19 protein-coding genes and 1 tRNA gene are annotated in these 17,272 nt (G+C 36.0%); 12 read left to right on the forward strand and 8 right to left on the reverse strand.

The features are described 5' to 3' along the window. Positions 1-1,296: a sigma-70 family RNA polymerase sigma factor gene (locus H6791_00140; protein USN94832.1), complete on the forward strand. Its 1,296-nt coding sequence runs from the start codon at positions 1-3 to the stop codon at positions 1,294-1,296. Here the strand turns inward: H6791_00140 and H6791_00145 are convergent. Continuing rightward, positions 1,293-2,012, reverse strand: a complete 720-nt coding sequence (locus H6791_00145) for a thioredoxin domain-containing protein (protein USN94833.1) — start codon at positions 2,010-2,012, stop codon at positions 1,293-1,295. The two genes, H6791_00140 and H6791_00145, sit on opposite strands and share 4 nt — an antisense overlap. Before the next feature lie 205 nt (positions 2,013-2,217). Between H6791_00145 and H6791_00150 the strand changes: the two genes are divergently transcribed. Both H6791_00150 and H6791_00155 read left to right on the forward strand, forming a co-directional pair. Next, positions 2,218-3,339 (forward strand): glycosyltransferase family 2 protein, encoded by a 1,122-nt coding sequence (locus H6791_00150; GenBank protein USN94834.1) that lies wholly within the window; start codon positions 2,218-2,220, stop codon positions 3,337-3,339. Between the two features lie 14 nt (positions 3,340-3,353). After that, the gene (locus H6791_00155) at positions 3,354-3,995 is read left to right on the forward strand and encodes a hypothetical protein (GenBank protein USN94835.1); all 642 of its coding nucleotides are present in this window, start codon (positions 3,354-3,356) and stop codon (positions 3,993-3,995) included. Positions 3,996-4,052: 57 nt separating this feature from the next. Here H6791_00155 and H6791_00160 read toward each other — a convergent pair whose 3' ends face one another. Beyond that, positions 4,053-5,009: an IS30 family transposase gene (locus H6791_00160; GenBank protein ID USN94836.1), complete on the reverse strand. Its 957-nt coding sequence runs from the start codon at positions 5,007-5,009 to the stop codon at positions 4,053-4,055. Between the two features lie 58 nt (positions 5,010-5,067). Between H6791_00160 and H6791_00165 the strand changes: the two genes are divergently transcribed. Then, positions 5,068-5,646 carry a hypothetical protein gene (locus H6791_00165; GenBank protein USN94837.1) on the forward strand — a complete coding sequence of 193 codons (579 nt, stop codon included), beginning with the start codon at positions 5,068-5,070 and terminating at the stop codon, positions 5,644-5,646. 44 nt (positions 5,647-5,690) lie between these two features. Here the strand turns inward: H6791_00165 and H6791_00170 are convergent. The 4 genes from H6791_00170 to rpsB all read right to left on the reverse strand — a co-directional run bounded on the left by H6791_00170 (position 5,691) and on the right by rpsB (position 7,789). Beyond that, positions 5,691-5,766 (reverse strand) — tRNA-Thr (locus H6791_00170). Between the two features lie 53 nt (positions 5,767-5,819). Beyond that, positions 5,820-6,251, reverse strand: coding sequence for a hypothetical protein (locus tag H6791_00175; GenBank protein USN94838.1), 432 nt, complete (start codon positions 6,249-6,251; stop codon positions 5,820-5,822). Between the two features lie 3 nt (positions 6,252-6,254). After that, complete coding sequence (gene tsf, locus H6791_00180; GenBank protein ID USN94839.1) at positions 6,255-7,034, reverse strand: translation elongation factor Ts; 780 nt, start codon at positions 7,032-7,034, stop codon at positions 6,255-6,257. A 65-nt stretch (positions 7,035-7,099) separates the two neighbouring features. Beyond that, entirely contained in the window at positions 7,100-7,789 is a 690-nt protein-coding gene (gene rpsB / locus H6791_00185; GenBank protein ID USN94840.1) for a 30S ribosomal protein S2, read from the reverse strand. 227 nt (positions 7,790-8,016) lie between these two features. Between rpsB and H6791_00190 the strand changes: the two genes are divergently transcribed. The 8 genes from H6791_00190 to H6791_00225 all read left to right on the forward strand — a co-directional run bounded on the left by H6791_00190 (position 8,017) and on the right by H6791_00225 (position 15,911). Then, entirely contained in the window at positions 8,017-9,288 is a 1,272-nt protein-coding gene (locus tag H6791_00190) for a prolyl-tRNA synthetase (GenBank protein ID USN94841.1), read from the forward strand. Further along, positions 9,278-10,324 (forward strand): rod shape-determining protein, encoded by a 1,047-nt coding sequence (locus tag H6791_00195; protein ID USN94842.1) that lies wholly within the window; start codon positions 9,278-9,280, stop codon positions 10,322-10,324. The genes H6791_00190 and H6791_00195 overlap by 11 nt, the downstream gene beginning before the upstream one ends. Further along, positions 10,305-11,063 (forward strand): hypothetical protein, encoded by a 759-nt coding sequence (locus H6791_00200; GenBank protein ID USN94843.1) that lies wholly within the window; start codon positions 10,305-10,307, stop codon positions 11,061-11,063. The genes H6791_00195 and H6791_00200 overlap by 20 nt, the downstream gene beginning before the upstream one ends. A gap of 2 nt (positions 11,064-11,065) precedes the next feature. Beyond that, positions 11,066-12,265: a tRNA guanosine(34) transglycosylase Tgt gene (gene tgt, locus H6791_00205; GenBank protein ID USN94844.1), complete on the forward strand. Its 1,200-nt coding sequence runs from the start codon at positions 11,066-11,068 to the stop codon at positions 12,263-12,265. Continuing rightward, positions 12,252-12,497, forward strand: coding sequence for a DUF1653 domain-containing protein (locus H6791_00210; protein USN94845.1), 246 nt, complete (start codon positions 12,252-12,254; stop codon positions 12,495-12,497). Before tgt ends, H6791_00210 begins: the two co-directional genes overlap by 14 nt. Before the next feature lie 102 nt (positions 12,498-12,599). Continuing rightward, positions 12,600-13,064, forward strand: coding sequence for a hypothetical protein (locus H6791_00215; GenBank protein ID USN94846.1), 465 nt, complete (start codon positions 12,600-12,602; stop codon positions 13,062-13,064). A gap of 189 nt (positions 13,065-13,253) precedes the next feature. After that, positions 13,254-15,359 (forward strand): excinuclease ABC subunit UvrB, encoded by a 2,106-nt coding sequence (locus H6791_00220; protein USN94847.1) that lies wholly within the window; start codon positions 13,254-13,256, stop codon positions 15,357-15,359. Between the two features lie 21 nt (positions 15,360-15,380). Continuing rightward, the gene (locus H6791_00225) at positions 15,381-15,911 is read left to right on the forward strand and encodes a CPBP family intramembrane metalloprotease (protein USN94848.1); all 531 of its coding nucleotides are present in this window, start codon (positions 15,381-15,383) and stop codon (positions 15,909-15,911) included. A 3-nt stretch (positions 15,912-15,914) separates the two neighbouring features. Here the strand turns inward: H6791_00225 and H6791_00230 are convergent, their stop codons facing one another. Both H6791_00230 and H6791_00235 read right to left on the reverse strand, forming a co-directional pair. Continuing rightward, the gene (locus H6791_00230; GenBank protein ID USN94849.1) at positions 15,915-16,916 is read right to left on the reverse strand and encodes a DoxX family protein; all 1,002 of its coding nucleotides are present in this window, start codon (positions 16,914-16,916) and stop codon (positions 15,915-15,917) included. 45 nt (positions 16,917-16,961) lie between these two features. After that, positions 16,962-17,237, reverse strand: coding sequence for a hypothetical protein (locus H6791_00235; protein USN94850.1), 276 nt, complete (start codon positions 17,235-17,237; stop codon positions 16,962-16,964). Between the last annotated feature and the right edge of the window lie 35 nt (positions 17,238-17,272).

The following is a 17,272-nucleotide window of genomic DNA, read 5'->3' on the forward strand; positions in this document are numbered from 1 at the left end:
ATGAAAAGTAAAACAAAAAAAACAACTAAAAAAGTGGCAAAGAAAACTGCAAAGAAAGCAGTAAAAAAAGCTCCAAAGAAGGCAGCCAAAAAGGCTCCTAAAAAAGCATCTAAGAAAAAAGTGGCAAAGAAAACTGCAAAGAAAGCAGTAAAAAAAGCTCCAAAGAAGGCAGCCAAAAAAACAGTAAAAAAATCCGCACCAAAAAGAGGTAAGAAAAAACAAGAAGATCTCGACACAAAAAAATCCCAGATGATAGAGAAGGGAAAAAAGAGAGGTTTTATAACATACGATGAAATTCTAAAAGAATTTCCAAATATTGAACAAGACATACCATTTCTAGAGGCACTATATGAGGACATGAATATTTCCGGAATAGACGTTCTAGAAGGAGGAAATATACTTGATCTGGATCAAGATAAAAACGATATATCAAAATACCTTTCTCCAAGAGAGATTTCCCAATATGACTCTATACAAATATATCTAAAAGAAATCGGACAATATCCACTTTTGTCTGCGGCTGAAGAGAGAGAGCTCGCTAAAAGAATAGAAAAAGGTGACGATGAAGCAAAAAACCTTCTAGCCAGAAGCAACCTTCGTCTTGTTGTTTCTATCGCCAAGAAGTATGTTGGTAGATCAAGCGACCTTACTCTTTTAGACCTTATACAAGAAGGAAACTTGGGTCTTTTCAAAGCGGTAGAGAAGTTTGATTGGACAAAAGGTTACAAGTTCTCAACTTATGCTACTTGGTGGATAAGACAATCTATAACTCGTGCTATTGCCGACCAGTCTAGAACTATCAGAATACCAGTTCATATGGTTGAAACTATTTCAAAATACAAACAAGTTGTAAGAAGACTTTCTCAAGATCTTGGTAGAGATCCACTCCCACAAGAAATTGCTACAGAAATGGGAATAGACGTAGAAAAAGTTCACGTTATAGAAACAATAAACCAAGAAACAGTTTCCCTAGAAAAGCCTATAGGAAACGACGGAGATGAGAAGTCTACAAAGGGTGAGTTTATCCCAGATGAAAAGATACTAAGACCAGACCAAGAAGTTTCTAGAAATCTTCTTTCTGAACAAATAAGAGAAGTTCTAGAGGAACTTTCTCCAAAAGAGAAAAAGATTCTAGAAATGAGATATGGTATAAACACCGGTGTTCAGCACACCTTGGAAGAAGTTGGTAGGGAGTTTAATGTTACTCGTGAGCGTATCAGACAAATCGAGGCCAAGGTTCACGACAAGCTAAGACAAAACGAAAAAATCCAAAGACTAAAGAACTATTTTGATTAATTCAAAACCCCGTCTATAGCATTTTTAAGTTCTTCGATAGGATAAGCGCCACTTACGAGTGTCGCTTTTCCTGTTTTTGAGTTGAATACAACTGAGTGAGGTGTACCTTTTGCGCCAGCTTCTCCTGCTAGTTTTATATCAGCTTCTACTAGAGGTAGAGTTTCTTTTGTATCTATACAAGTTTCTATTCTTGCGTCAGTGTAACCCAGATTTTGTGCTGTTTGCCACAAATCGCTAGCCGGTATTTCATTTGAAACTAGATAGTCCAGGTATGTCCAGAATGCGTCTTCTCCAGAATATTTTGCAACACACTCTGTTGCTATAGCTTTGTCTTTAGCTTCTGGATGAAGGCTTGTAAGAGGGAAATGTCTATATACCCAAGCAATTTGTCCATCGTATTCTTCTAGGGCTTGTTTTACTGTAGGATGAAATTTCTTACAGAAAGGACAATCTATATCTGAATATTCTACAAGAAGTACAGGTGCATTTTTGTCACCTCTTATGTGCTCATCTTTCTCTAGCTTTATTCCCAAAGATGTAGAGCTACCTGTATTTGTTTCAGCATTTTTTTCTGCAGGTTTTATATCTTTCAAGAGCATCGCTCCTCCGATTATTACCGCAGCCAAAACTATAGCACTACCGATTGGCAAGTCTTTTTTCTTTTTCGGTTGGGACTCTATTTGTATATTGTTTTGATCATTTTGTGTATTTTCCATAGAGATAATTATAGCAAGAGCTGACCATATCCACCTGTTGAAAATATGAGTTTTTGTGGTAAAATGTTCCCACATGAACTTGGGTAAAATTTTTGTTTATTTCCTAACCTTTTTCGCCTTGTATATACAGGTGTTTTTTCTACTTATTCACTTCAGAGAAACAAAAAAATCCAAAAAAAATCCTAAACCAACCCACGATACAAATATGAAAGATCTACCTTTTGTATCTATTATAGTGCCTTGTTGGAATGAGGAGGGGACAATAAGAAAGACTATACAATCCCTTCTTATGCTAGATTATCCAAAAAATAAGTTTGAGATTATAGCGGTTGACGACGGTAGTACTGACGGTACCTGGAAAGAAATGCAAAACTTTTCAAACAACCCTCAAGTAAAAATTTTCCAAAAGGAAAATGGAGGAAAGCATACAGCAGTAAATCTCGGTATTGAACATGCAACCGGAGATTTTATAGGGTGTTTAGACTCTGACTCGTTTGTACACAACAAAGCTTTGAAGAGAATAATTCAGACATTTAGAAGAAGTAACGATACAATGGCAGTTATACCTACTCTTATAATTCATAACCCAAAAAGCTTCATCCAAAAAGTTCAAGTTGCCGAGTATGATATGGCGGCTTATATAAAAAAAGTTCTTTCTGACATAGATGCGATACAGGTTACACCCGGACCTTTTTCTTTTTTTAGGAAAGAAGTATTTCAAAAAATAGGTAAATTCAAAAAAGCGCACAACACAGAAGACCAAGAAATCGCTCTTCGTATGCATGAGGCCGGTATGAAGATAGCACTTTCTCCACACTCGTTTGTATATACAGTTAGTCCAAATACGACAAAAAAGCTTTATAAACAAAGGGTTAGATGGACATACGGCTTTTTCAAGAATGTTATAGATTACAAACATATGCTCTTGAAGAAAAAGTACGGAAACATAGCAACTTTTACATTACCAGTAGCACTTTTTACGATAGGTGGTGTTGCGGTTTCTACTCTCATACTGTTGATTAGATTTGTATCAAACTCCATACAAAAGATCAGGGGGATTTATTTTGCAGGATTTAGAACGGATGGTTTTCATCTTTTTAATCTAGATTGGTTCTTTTTCAATACAGATATTGTTGTTTTCCTTTCTCTGTTTTTAGTATCGATAACTTTCTTCTGGGTTTTTCTTGGAAGAAAAATATCCAAGGGAAGGGGATTTCTTTCTTTTGATATTTTTTATTTTTTGGTTGCTTACTACCTACTGTCTCCATTTTGGGTTTTCAAGTCTGCGTGGAATACAGCTATTTCTAAAAAACCTTCTTGGCGATAAAATTATAAAAACATATGAAAAACTCTATCAGAAAAGTATCTATAATAGCGCTAGTTATTTCTTTGGCAATCTTTACCCTGATGTTACTTATTTCGAAGTTTATCGCAGATAAAAAAATAAATACTCTTATTAATCTACAGAGTGACATATCAGAAATTATTTCTAGCGCCGATATAGATGTACAAAAATATCAAGAAGAATACTGTGAGTCTCTTTCCAGTGGAGAAAGTGCTATCTCAAGAGAGCTTTCTGACCTTTCAGATAGACTTTCTTATGCTGAAGAGAATCTATCGACCAACACACAAGAGGTCAAAGAAATAAGGAGTCTTTATTCTGTATTTCAGATCAAAAATTTCCTTATCCTAGAAGATGTCAAAGACGACTGTAATCTGGATACTGTTTCCGTGCTGTATTTCTACAAAACAGATAACTGCATCAAGTGTTCTGACCAAGGTTATGTTCTGTCTGCGCTGAGAGATGATTTTCCAAACGTAAAAGTATTTTCTTTCCCAGAAATAGATAAAACCTTTTCTCAAGAAGTACTGGAGTATAAATATGGCTTTGAGGGTGATGTTTATCCAGCTTTAGTTATAGATGGTACTTTATACAAAGGATTTCAGTCTCTAGAAAAACTAAAAGAAATAGTTTCAGAATAATAGTTTGACACAACACAAAACTCGCTGTAATATGTACAAAAATTGTACATCCTCCAGCTACCCCTCAAGCAGAACACATTGCTGTTCTTTATAGTACACACTAGGAATTCTAAAATCAATCACTTCTCTCGGTCGGTCATTGATGAAGGAAAGAATACTTTCAATTTCTTCATCAGTTACGGTACTAACGTCTCTCTTCTTGGGTACAAAACATCTAATCCATCTATTGGTATTCTCTACCAGCCCCTTCTCCCATGAATGATAGGGATGTGTGAAGTATATGTTAGTATTTAATTGCTCTTCAATCACTTTCCAGTGATTGAAAGCGATGTCATTGTCAGTGGTTATAGTTTTAAGAGATTGACCATTGAACATTTCAGAAAGCGCGTGATTGATAGTCACGTGTTTTCTGTTTGGGAGCCTCTTTATGAGAGTATGTTTAGTTAAGCGATCAGTCGCCACAAGAAGTGACCAGGTGCTTTTTTTAGAAACAATAAAATCTACCTCCCAGTGACCAACACCAACTAATACGGGCCTATTTTTAATATATTTTCTATTATCTTTAGGGTTATCATATTTATACCTCTTCCTTCCACTCTTTTTCTTGTTCCATGACCAAAACAGGTACCTTTCTAGACATCTAGAGTCAATAAACTTATATATTGCTTTATCTGAACATGTTATTTCATGTTCTTTATCTAAATACCCACTTATTTGTTTAGGTGACCATTTTTCAATAAGTTTCTTCTCCACAAACCCAACTAAGAATCTATCCATAGAGACTTTCAAGCACTGCCTCTTTGATCTCCATCTTTTAATATATGATCTATGTTGGGCTTTATCTGCTATATATTCTCCATTTACTCTATTTCTGTTGACTTCACTACTTATAGTACTTGGGCTTCTACCTAATAGCATAGCTATATCTCTAATCTTTATGCTTCTACTCAATGATTTTTCAATCACAAATCTTTCCTCAAAAGAAAGATGTTTATATTGTTTTTTCTTTTTCATATGACAATAAACTTAACTTATAAATTGTTCTGCTTCAAAGTTCGTTGGGGGCATAAAAATGATGAGATTAACCAGTGACGCCAAAAAAGCTCTGTCCAGGATAGAGAAAGGCAAAGAATGGAAGCCAGAAAGGTTATCCAAAATAAAAAGTTTCAATGACATTGTCCAGCGAAACTATCTTGAGGTCTTTGGGGCTTCTATTTCTAACAAAAACATGCAAAGACTTGTCTGGTCTTCCGAATATATTTCGAACACTAACAATTTGAGCAAGGGCTCAAGGGATGCTGCGGTAAGGTCTTTTGTTGTTGAAATAGAGTTTTTTGAAGAGTTTGTAAAAGAACTTGAAAAGATGGGTAATACAAAACTCAATCTTATAGTTTTTTTCGCAACTCGAGTTTTGGGCTCAGCTCCTATTGGAGCTATTTCAAAGCTACACCTGGAGTTTGTGAGGGATATGACGGCATTGGCAACGATATCTCCCATGTCTCAGCTTTTTGAGAACTTAAACAACAAGCTTCTTACATTGGAAGAAAAATCTTCTAAAAGTACATGGCTCAGACAGCATGCTGCCGAGATTCGTTTCCGTGGATTCAATGTGGTTGCGGGGGCAAATAAAAAGCCGTTAATTGAAGAATAATACTAATCAAAATCCGCTGGCATACCAGCGGATTTTTTATTTTCTGGAGCCGAAGGCGAGACTCGAACTCGCGACCTACCGCTTACAAGGCGGTTGCTCTACCAACTGAGCTACTTCGGCGTATTGTTTTGTAGGATGATATTATCGTTTTTTGACCAAATAATCAAGTCTTTCTATATTCTTTCTTGATCTTCAAAATATGCTTCCTCCTCCTCTTTTTCTTCGTTTTTTTCCTTTATATGTCTTTTGAATTTTCGAACCTTTACTCTGTAATCGGTAAAGTTATGCATGAAGAAATTTGCGATCATTTCCCACAGATCTTTTGGTTTTTCTATATGAGGGAATCTTTTTTGAGCTTCGCTCTTTATTTTGTGAGAAAGCAAAATAAACATCTTTGCCACAAATAGGGCAAATGACTGGAAGCCTTTTTTGATAGTTTTTACAGAAGATTTTCTAAGAGAAGCTAGAGTTCCGTCTATTGCTTCAAAATATATAGGATCTCTGTCGTATATATCTATTTCTTCATTTCTTAGCATTGCTATCTTTTTGCCCAAAAATATAGACAAAACTATAGCAGAACCAAAAAACAATATAAAGTAAAACATGGTTTATGATACTGACTTGTATATCAGTCTATCTATTGTAGCACTATTATCCTCAAGCAATCTAGATATAGTTTTTTCCCCATCTTTTATAAATGGTTGTTCCAATAGAGTTATTTCTTTTAGGTAAGAATCAACCTTACCTTTTAGCATTTTTTCTTGGATGTCTTCTGGTTTTCCAGACTCTTTTATTTCTTCTCTAAACAGTTCAGTCATTTTTTCTAGAGTATCAGAGTCTACATCGTCTCTTTTTAGGTACTGTGGTCTCATAGCTGTTGCATGCATAGCTATGTCTTTTGCAAGTTCCGGTGTTCCTCCTTTTAGGATGATAACAGAACCGCTTTTTTTGTCGTGGTGTACATATAGCCCTATAGTTTCACCATCGTAACTTTCTAGTTCTTTTACTTGTATATTTTCACCAATCTTTTGTACGAGTTCGGATATTTTTGATTCAGCATATTCTTTTGCTGCATCTTCGCTATCTAGGAGTTTTTCTGTTACTTCTTCTGCAAACTTTACAAATTCTTCGTTTTTAGAAACAAAATCTGTTTCGCAAGAAATTTTGCTTATAGCAACCTTATTTCCACTTTGTTTTATGGTTATGATTCCATCACTAGAGTCTCTATCTGCCTTTTTTGCCATTATTTCACTAGACTTCTTCTGTAGTATAAGAAGAGCTTTTTCCATATCTCCCTCGGCTTCTTCTAGTGCTTTTTTGCACTGCATTACAGAGACACCAGTTTTGTCTCTTAGTTCTTTTACAGCTTCTGCTCCTATTTGACTCATATAAAAATAAAAAAATTATTAAACCAATAAAACAAAAAAACTTAGCGTTTTGCCACCCTCTAAGATTAAGAGTTTGAAGCAGCGTTAGCTAGTTCTTTTACAACCTTTTCAATTGTACGCAAACTAGCGTCATTTGCAACTATAGGATATGTGATTTTGCTGATATCACAATCAGTGTTTGCTAGTGCGATTACAGGTATATTCATGTTTACCGCTTCGTCTACGGCAACGTTTTCATTTCTAGGGTCTATTATTACAACAGCATCTGGCATACCATCCATATTTCTAAGACCAGTAAAATCTCTCTCTAGTTTTTCGTTCTCTTTGTCAATCATTAGTCTTTCTTTCTTTGTGTACTTGTTTATTTCACCAGAATTTTTTTGCTCTAGATTGTCTTCTAGTTTCTTTACTCTTTTCTTTACTTCTGTCCAGTTTGTTAGTGTCCCAGGAACCCATCTTGAAGAAACATAAGGAAGATTTCTTGAAGAAGCATTTTCTTCTACAACTCTCTTTGCTTCAGCTTTTGTTCCAACGAACAAAATAGCCTTGTTTTTTTCTGCCAACGCTTTTAGAAAATCTGTAGCTTCTTTGATTTGAGATATTGTTTTTTGTATATCAATTATGTCGTTTTCACCTTGATTTGTTTCTATAAAATCTTTCATAGAAGGGTGTCTTCTTGATTTACTGAAACCATAATGAGCCCCGCTTACTCGGAGATCCTTAGCTTTTTCGTCTATATTTTGTATTTCTGTCATGGCGAGCATTCTACCAGAATAAGGCCAATTGTGCAATAGCCCACAGCTCCCCAATATCCCTTATAGACTAAAAGGATTTTTTGGAGTAATATGCAGAAAGTATGAGTCCCGTTAGAAACCGCGGTCATTGGTACGGGAAAACACTTTTATAAAGATGTCGATAATTTATATACTTAATAAATATTAAAACAGTGACGGTCTTTTGACCACGACCTGTTTCTAACGAGATGAGGCAATCAAAACTATTCACAAAGACCAGAAAAGAGGCTCCGGCTGACGAAGTCGCTGAAAATGCCAAGATGCTTATAAGGGCTGGTTTTGTCCACAAAGAAATGTCGGGAGTTTACTCGTTTTTACCACTAGGATTAAGGGTTATCGAAAACATCTCGTCAATAATAAGAGAAGAAATGAACAAGGTTGGAGGGGTAGAAATGAAGTCTGCAGCACTTCAGAGAAAGGAGGTTTGGGAGAAAACAAGATGGTCAGATGAAGTTGTAGATAACTGGTTCAAAACTGAGTTGAAAAATGGTACAGAACTAGGTCTTGCGTTTACTCACGAAGAACCACTAACCGCAATGATGAAAAACTATATATCATCTTACAAAGATTTGCCTGTTTATCCTTATGACATCATGACTGTTTTTAGAAACGAAGCTAGAGCAAAAAGCGGCATAATGAGGGGAAGAGAATTTTTTTGGAAAGCGCTTTATTCTTTCTCAAAGGACAAAGAAGAGCACGATGCGTTTTATGAAAAGATAAAAGATTCTTATACAAACATATTCAATAGAGTTGGAATAGGCGAAAGCACATTTCTAACTTTTGCTTCTGGTGGAAGTTTTTCCAAATACTCACACGAGTTTCAAACTCTTTCTTCAGCAGGAGAAGACACTGTGTATATAGACAAAGACAAAAAGATAGCAATAAACAAAGAAGTATATACAGACGAAGTTATTTCTGATTTGGGTCTAGATAAAAATAATCTTTTGGAAGAAAAAGCAATTGAAGTCGGAAATATATTTTCTCTTGGAGATAAATTTTCTGAACCATTGGAACTTACTTACAAGGGTGAAAATGGTGAACCACAAAATGTTTTCATGGGTAGTTACGGTATAGGTATTTCTAGACTTATGGGTGTTGTTGTAGAAACAAACAAAGATGACAAAGGAATAATTTGGCCAAAAGAAATAACTCCATTCAAGGCACATCTTCTTGTAATTGGTGAAGATCAAAATGTAAAAGATGCTGGAGAATCTCTTTATCTAGAATTGAAAGCTTCTGGCATAGAAACCTTGTTTGATGACAGAGACGGTGTTTCTCCTGGAGAAAAACTTGGAGGCGCTGATCTTGTCGGTATTCCTGTTAGAATAGTCGTTTCCAAGAAAAGTCTGGATGCGGGTGGTTATGAGTTCAAAGAAAGAAATAGCGATAACTCGATGGTTTTGTCTAACACTGAGCTCATAGATACAATTTCTGAAATTTACAAAAAACATGATCAATAAGTTTTATAGAATTTTTTCAAATGATATCGGTATAGATCTTGGTACAGCAAATACTCTAGTCTATATAAAAGGACATGGTGTGGTTATAGCAGAGCCTTCTGTTGTGGCGCTGAACACTAAAACCGGAAGAATCGTTGCAGTTGGAGGAGAAGCAAAAGAGATGCTTGGTAGAACACCAGCACATATCAAGGCAATAAGACCACTTGTAGATGGTGTTATTTCTGATTTTGAAGTTACAGAAGAGATGCTTGCTTATCTTATAAACAAAGCAGAAAAAATTTCTAAAAAATATTTTAGACCAAGAGTTGTTATTGGTGTTCCAACCGGTGTTACAAACGTAGAGGCAAGAGCGGTTTATGATGCAGCAAAAAGTGCCGGTGCAAGAGAGGTTTATATAATCGAAGAGCCGATGGCCGCAGCGATAGGAATAAAGATGCCTATCAAAGAACCAAAAGGTTCTATGGTTATCGATATCGGTGGCGGTACAACTGATGTTGCAGTTATTTCTCTTGGTGGAATTGTGAAGGCAAAAAGTATGAAGATTGCAGGAGATAGATTCAACTCTGATATTTCTCTTTATCTTCGTGATGAGTTCAAGATTTTGATAGGGGAAAAAACAGCAGAGCAGATCAAGGTTGCCGTTGGATCTGTACTAGAAGAAGAACCAAAAGAAATAGTTGTGAGAGGCCGTGACATAGTAACAGGTCTTCCAAGAGAAGTTGTAGTCACAGATAGTGATGTGCGCGAAGCCATAGCGGTTTCTGTGACAAATATGATAGACGGTATAAAAGAAATTCTAGAAACAACTCCACCAGAAGTTCTTTCCGATGTTATGCAAAGAGGTATAACGCTTACTGGAGGAGGCGCACTACTTAGAGGACTTGCACCACTACTTGAAACAATACTTTCTATACCAGTTAGAGTATCAAGCGACCCGCTGACTGCTGTTGTTAGAGGTACTGGTGTTATACTAGATGACATAGAGACATACAAAGATGTCTTGATGAGAGAAGACAATGAGTTACCTCCTCGCTAAAAGAAAAAAGAAGAGAACAAGAGATTTTATAATCTTACTTGTTCTTTTTGTTTTGTTTTTTCTTTTGTTAGACAAGGGATATCCCAAGTTTGTTAGAAATATATTTGTTGGTTTAGATAAAAGTGTAGATTTTTCTATCGAAACAAGAACTAGAAAAGAACTTATATACGAAAACAAACTTTTGAGAGAAGAAAATGAAAAACTAAAACTTATAAGTCTTGCATATATACCACTCGAAGAAGAGAACGAGAGACTAACTGGACTTCTGGGTTCGTCTTTAAATCTAGAAAAAGATCTACTCGTAGGGAGAGTTATATCTAACTATGTTCAGTCTATATACGGATCTATGATTATAGATGTAGGATTGGACAGCGGCGTTGATGTTGGAGATAGGATATATGGGCAAGACTCTATTTTGATAGGAGAAGTTATGGAAGTTTTCGATAAAGAGTCAAAAGTTATTTTGTATAGTTCTTATGGTGCAGAAGTTTATGGATTTGTAAGTGAAACTGGCGCAGAAATAAAACTAGACGGGGCGGGTGTCGGTTCATACGAAGCGTTTTTACCAAGAGATCTTGATATACAAGAAGGTATGACAATCGAAGGAAAAACTAGAGGATCTATACTCGCAACTGTTGTCGACGTAGTTTCAGACCCTAGGGATCCCTTGCAACACGTTTTGTTCAAAACTCCTATCAATATTTACAACACTATAGATGTTGGTGTTGCACTAAACTAAAAATGTTTGAATTTGAAATAACAAAAAAAGGTTCTTATAAAAAAGAGAGACTAGGAATTATACATACAAAAAATGGTGATATACAAACGCCAGCTTTTGCTGTTGTGGGTACAAAAGCAACAGTCAAGGCCCTAACACCAAAACAAGTTTTAGAATCTGGCGCCCAGGTTATGTTGGCAAACACTTTTCATCTTTATCTTGAACCAGGTAGAGATGTTGTAAAAAAACACGGAGGTTTTGGCCCGATGGCTGCATGGCACGGTCCGACAATAACTGACTCAGGGGGGTTCCAGGCGTTTTCTCTCGGAGCGGCGTTCGGTAGAAATATATCCAAAGTAGCAAGGGGCGACGAAGACGCACTAGATCCAACAGAAGCAGATTTGGGAACAGAATCTTTTGCTAGGATTGACGAAGACGGCGTTTCTTTCAAGTCTCCAATAGATGGGAGTTTGCACAGGTTTACGCCAGAAAGTTCTATGGAAGTTCAGTGGGATCTGGGAGCCGATATAATATTTGCTTTTGACGAGTGTACGTCTCCGATGGCTTCTTATGAATACCAAAGAGAAGCTATGGATAGAACTCATAGATGGGCAAAAAGATGCATAGATAGACATGAACAGCTCGATACCGAAAAAGTCCAAGCACTTTTTGGTGTAGTGCAAGGCGGACGTTTTGAAGACTTGCGCAAAGAATCGGCAAAAGTTTTGGGAGAAATGAACTTTGATGGTTTTGGCATAGGAGGATCTTTCAATAAGGATGATCTCGGTGAAGCTGTGGGGTGGGTGAGTGATACATTACCAGAAGAGAAACCAAGACACCTTTTGGGGATAGGAGAACCAGGCGACGTTGTACTTGGGGTGAAAGAAGGCATGGATCTTTTCGATTGTGTTTCTCCTACTCGCATAGCAAGAAACGGAAGGCTTCATACCAGAAACGGAGATATAAATATATTTAACGCATCTTACAAGAATGATTTTTCTAGAATTGAGGAAGGTTGCGAGTGTTATACTTGTCAGAATTTTACTAAGGCCTATATAGCACACCTTTTCAGGTCAAAAGAAATGCTTGCAGGTACTCTTGCCTCGATACACAATGTTTATTTTATGAACAAACTTTTTTCTGATATAAGGGACTCAATAAAAGAAGACAGATTTGAAGAGTTTGAAAAAGAATTTTTTTCAAAATATTATGCAAAAAAATAAACCACAAAAAGGGGATATATACATTCATTACAAAGATCAAGATAAAAAATATGAAATAGTTTCTTTGGCTTTTGATACAGAGTCAGAAAAAGAAGTTGTAGTTTATAAACCTTTGTATGAACCTAATCATCTTTCTGGTACAGAGATGGATTTTTTTGTTAGAGAAATCAATATTTTCATGGAAGATATTGAGATAGAGGGAAATTTAATCCCAAGATTTAGAAAAGTATAAAAAGCATAACACAAAACTACGATCGTAGTTTTGTGTTATCTATGCTTGGCTTAATTTGACTTATCTTTTTCATAGGAGTAATCTCAAGAAAAAGACTTGCTCATGAAAAATATACTGATAGTGTTATTCTTTTTGTTTGAGCTTGCTTCTTGCGCTCTTTTTGGAGATAAAAAGATTTCTTCCAATGATTACTCAGATTATGACATGATAATCTTGATTCCTATCGAGACAAAAACCGATCCGGAAAAAACAGTCAGAGACTATTATCTCAATCTGGGACTGTCTAGAGATGAAATTCTTTTTATTGATTCACTTGATTCTTGTCGGGATACTCTCGATGAGATATTGAGAGAAGATCCAGAATACTTTTTCTATGAAATAAGTGAAGACCTTATCTTGATAGAGATGTCTCTTATTATTTTTTTATCGGAAAAAGAAAGGGGTACGCCTGAAGAAGAGCTTATGTTCCCATTGCCTTACATAGTCACAAAGTACCGAGATTTTATCCGGGATTGCGGTTGTGACGGAGAAGCCTATAAACATAACAAAAGATACAGAAAGTCTTGAGTCCGTGCTTGCACGGACTTTTTATTTTGGTCTTTTTGTGTCAAAGTAGAGTTGTTATACATACATTATGTCCAAGCCATTTAAGCTAGAAAGTTCATATAAGCCATCAGGTGATCCCAGAACGAAAGAATTCACAATATATGGTAATTCTTCGTACGGGACGAGATGTGGTAATCTAATGTTTTGTTTATGTCAAAAAGTATTTTTAAATTAAATAGCTCGTTTGCTCCGTCAGGTGATCAGCCCCAAGCAATAAAGGGGCTTTTGGGTGGTCTAGACAAGGGTTACGAAAGGCAAACACTACTTGGTGCAACGGGTACAGGAAAGACGTTTACCATGGCAAATGTTATCGAGTCTTGGGGTAAGGCAACACTTGTGATAGCTCATAACAAAACTCTAGCAGCCCAGCTTGCCAGTGAGTTCAAAGAGTTTTTCCCAAACCATGCAGTTCACTATTTTGTTTCTTATTACGACTTCTATCAACCTGAAGCGTATTTGCCAGTTACCGATACTTATATAGAAAAAGACGCTCAAATCAACGAAGAAATCGACAGACTAAGACACGCCTCAACCCAAGCTCTTCTGACGAGAAAAGATACTATAATTGTTGCTTCCGTTTCTTGTATATATGGCCTCGGTAGTCCAAAAGAGTACGAGAGTGTAAATATGAGGATAAACATTGGAGATACTATTTCTAGGAGTGATTTTATGAAAAAACTCATCGAAATACATTTCGAGAGAACAAACGCGGACTTGTCTTCCGGAACATTTAGATCTATTGGTTCTAGGGTAGACGTTATGCCTATTTCAGAAACTTTTTATTATCAGATAGATTTTTCTGGTAATGTCATAGAAAAAATTACAAAAATAGAACCAATAAGTTCTTCTGTAATCTCTGATGAAAAAAGTATATTTATTTTTCCAGCAAAGCACTTCATCACAAAGAAAGATGAAAGAGAAAGAGCGATTAGAGATATAAAGGAGGAGCTCAAGATACAATTGAAAAAACTTGAGAAAGAAGGAAAGCTTCTTGAGGCAGAAAGATTAAAGAGAAGAACTAATTATGACCTAGCTATGATCAAAGAAGTTGGTTATTGTTCTGGTATCGAAAATTACTCTAGACATTTTTCTGGTAAGAGTGAGGGTGAACCACCAGAGACACTTCTTTCTTATTTTCCGCATAACGAAGATGGAACACCAGACTTTCTAACCATTATCGATGAATCTCATGTTACACTCCCACAACTTCGTGCAATGCACAGAGGGGATGCTTCTCGTAAAACGACTCTAGTTGAACATGGTTTTCGTTTGCCGTCGGCCAAAGACAACAGACCTCTAAGATACGAAGAATTTGTAGAGAGAATAGGACAAGTTATATACACATCTGCAACACCAGGTGAAGAAGAGAAAACTACAAGTGATCAAATTGTTGAACAAATCATAAGACCAACAGGACTTGTAGACCCAGAAACTATCATAAGGCCAGTTGTCCCTACTTTTTCGGATACAAAGGCTAAAACTTTGTCTAAAGGACAAAGTTCGCCCGATCCTTCGCGGAGCGAAGGATATAAGGGTCAGGTGAAAGATTTTATCGATGAAGCGGTTTCGACCATATCTGGAGGGGGGCGTGTTCTTGCTACAACTCTAACTAAAAAAATGGCGGAAGATTTGGCAAGTTATCTAAAAGAAAAAGATATCAATGCAGAATATTTGCATAGCGATATAGAAACACTAGATAGAATAAAACTTCTAACAGAGTTTAGAAAAGGGAAGTTCGATTGTCTTGTAGGAGTGAATCTTCTACGTGAAGGACTAGACTTGCCAGAAGTTGAGCTTATCGGGATACTCGACGCAGACAAAGAGGGATTTTTGAGAAGTGAAACTTCGCTTATTCAGACTATTGGTCGTGCAGCTAGAAACGTAAAAGGTAGAGTAATACTATATGCAGATATCATGACCGGTTCACTTGATAGGGCTATAAACGAAACAGCCAGAAGGCGAGCTATTCAAATAGAGTACAACAAAAAACACGGAATAACTCCAAAGACGATAGAGAAAAAGATCAAAGACATAACTGAAGAAATCGTGAGAGAGCATGACAAGAGTGTTATGTATAACTTGGCTCTTGACTTAGAAGTGTTTGGTGCACTTGATGGAGATAAAAAAGCTAGCGCTATAAAGAAAATAATAAAACAAAAAGAAAAAGAGATGAATCAAGCCGTGAAAGAACTCGACTTTGAAACAGCGGCAATTTTGAGAGACGAAATAAAAATATTAAATTCAAAAATTATTTAATTATTTAATCAATATTAATTTATGACAACAGCAGAAAGTTTATTTATATTAGTAACAATTATTGGTTTTTTAGTTTTTATTTTTTTAAAAAAAGTTAATTGGAAAGGTTTAGGTTTTAAGCCAAATTCTTTTTTAAAAGGTTGGTGGTTGATTGTACTTTTTAATATTATTATTTTTTGTTTAGTTCAATTTGCATTAATTAAAAAATTTATAAGTCTTCCAGTGTGGATGTTAGATAAAGATCCAATAATACCACTTTTTGCGATAACATTTTTACAAGAGATATTATTTAGGGGTGTTATAATAAACTTTTTTGAAAAGTTCGGGAAAAGAAAAGCTTTATGGATTAGTATTACTATTTTTGTTTTATTCCATTTAATAGCTCCATATACTTGGAACAGTGTCGGTCTTATTTTTGCAGGATTAACTCTTGTTGCGGGATATTTTTGGGGTTGGCACTTCTTAAAATATAGAAATATATATATGTTAGGCGTTTCCCATTTCTTGGTAAACTTAAGTTTTAACTTTGTATTTTTTGAGTTACTTTCGTAGTTTTTATATTGAGATTTCTTCTATTTCCGGATTTCTTAACCTTTCTAGGAATCTATCTACACTATATCTACCACCTCCAGTTATAAATAGAACTGACAGAACTCCAAACAGTGTTATGTGTGAGTACACATCTTCTTTGAAATAGAAGAATGTTGTTGTTATAACGAAAAATGCAATTGTTGCAGTAAGTCTTGTCTGAAAACCGATAAGTAGAAATAGTCCGACAACAAGCTCTATAACCGCAACAGACAAGATCCACATAGCACTAGATACATCTATAACTCCTTGTAGGTTGTATAGGTTTACTACAGTTTCAGAAAAGTGTGGGTTTAGAAGTTTCTCAAATAGTGCAAGATAGATAAGTGCGCTACCGATACCCACTCGAAGGATGAAAGAGATATATGGTTTCAGGTGCTGGAAAGAAAGTCTCCTTAGTCCGATTATGTCATCTATGCCGGGTCTAGGATTTTCTAGTATAAGTAGACATATTGCGGCTGCTAGAAATTCTATATTTCCAAAAATATAAAAGTCTTGGAATATTGCACTGAAAAATAGTGCACAAGCTACTATTGTCATAGGTAGAAGCATAAAACCAGCAAGTAGGAAGAAACCAACAAAGAGTTCTATGACGGCGATAGTTTCTCCAGCTGAAGCAAGAGGAGATATCAGTGCGCCCTTGGCACCGGCACCCATGAGAGCTATACCTAGGGATAGTCTAAGTATCCACGGTATGAATTCTCCATAGGAGTGTATTCTCTTTTTCATTTCATCTATTTTTTGTCCAACAAAGTAACTTTTGTGTGCCGCAAAATAAAGAACAAGTACAACAAGTATTGTGATAAGCATCATTAGTAGGTTCGTTGGATTGTGAAGGGCAGAGAATAGAAAACCAAAATCATTTCCTTTGGTTACTTCCAGTGTTCCTTCTGGAACCACATATCCGACGTGTGCGCTTGTAATTTTCGGTAATAGTATTGTAGCTAGTATAGATGTTATGTATTTCATACAAAAATATTATATAACTTTGAGTTCAAATAAAAAAGCCGTGTTTTACACGGCTTTCTTTTTTGGGGACTGTTCATATTCCAGACTTCGTGCCTCTTCAACACTCAACCTTTGTGTGAATTCAACCTCAAACACCTGCTTCTTGCTGTTTGGACTATAGTTTACATCCTCTTTATATAATATGAGAACATAGTCGCTCTTTCTTAGATTGAGGTTTTTGATATAGTCTTTGAGGTCAAGAACGCTTCTTTTTATTTCTCTTTTTCCCCCTCTTTGGTGGTATATGGGCCCTAAGTGGCGCATATTTACTACTTTTCCCATAAGGTTCAGTTTTTCTGTATAATATACTTATATTT

This window comes from Candidatus Nomurabacteria bacterium, assembly GCA_023898605.1.
Classification (GTDB): Bacteria; Patescibacteriota; Minisyncoccia; order Phycocordibacterales; family UBA9973; genus HK-STAS-PATE-34.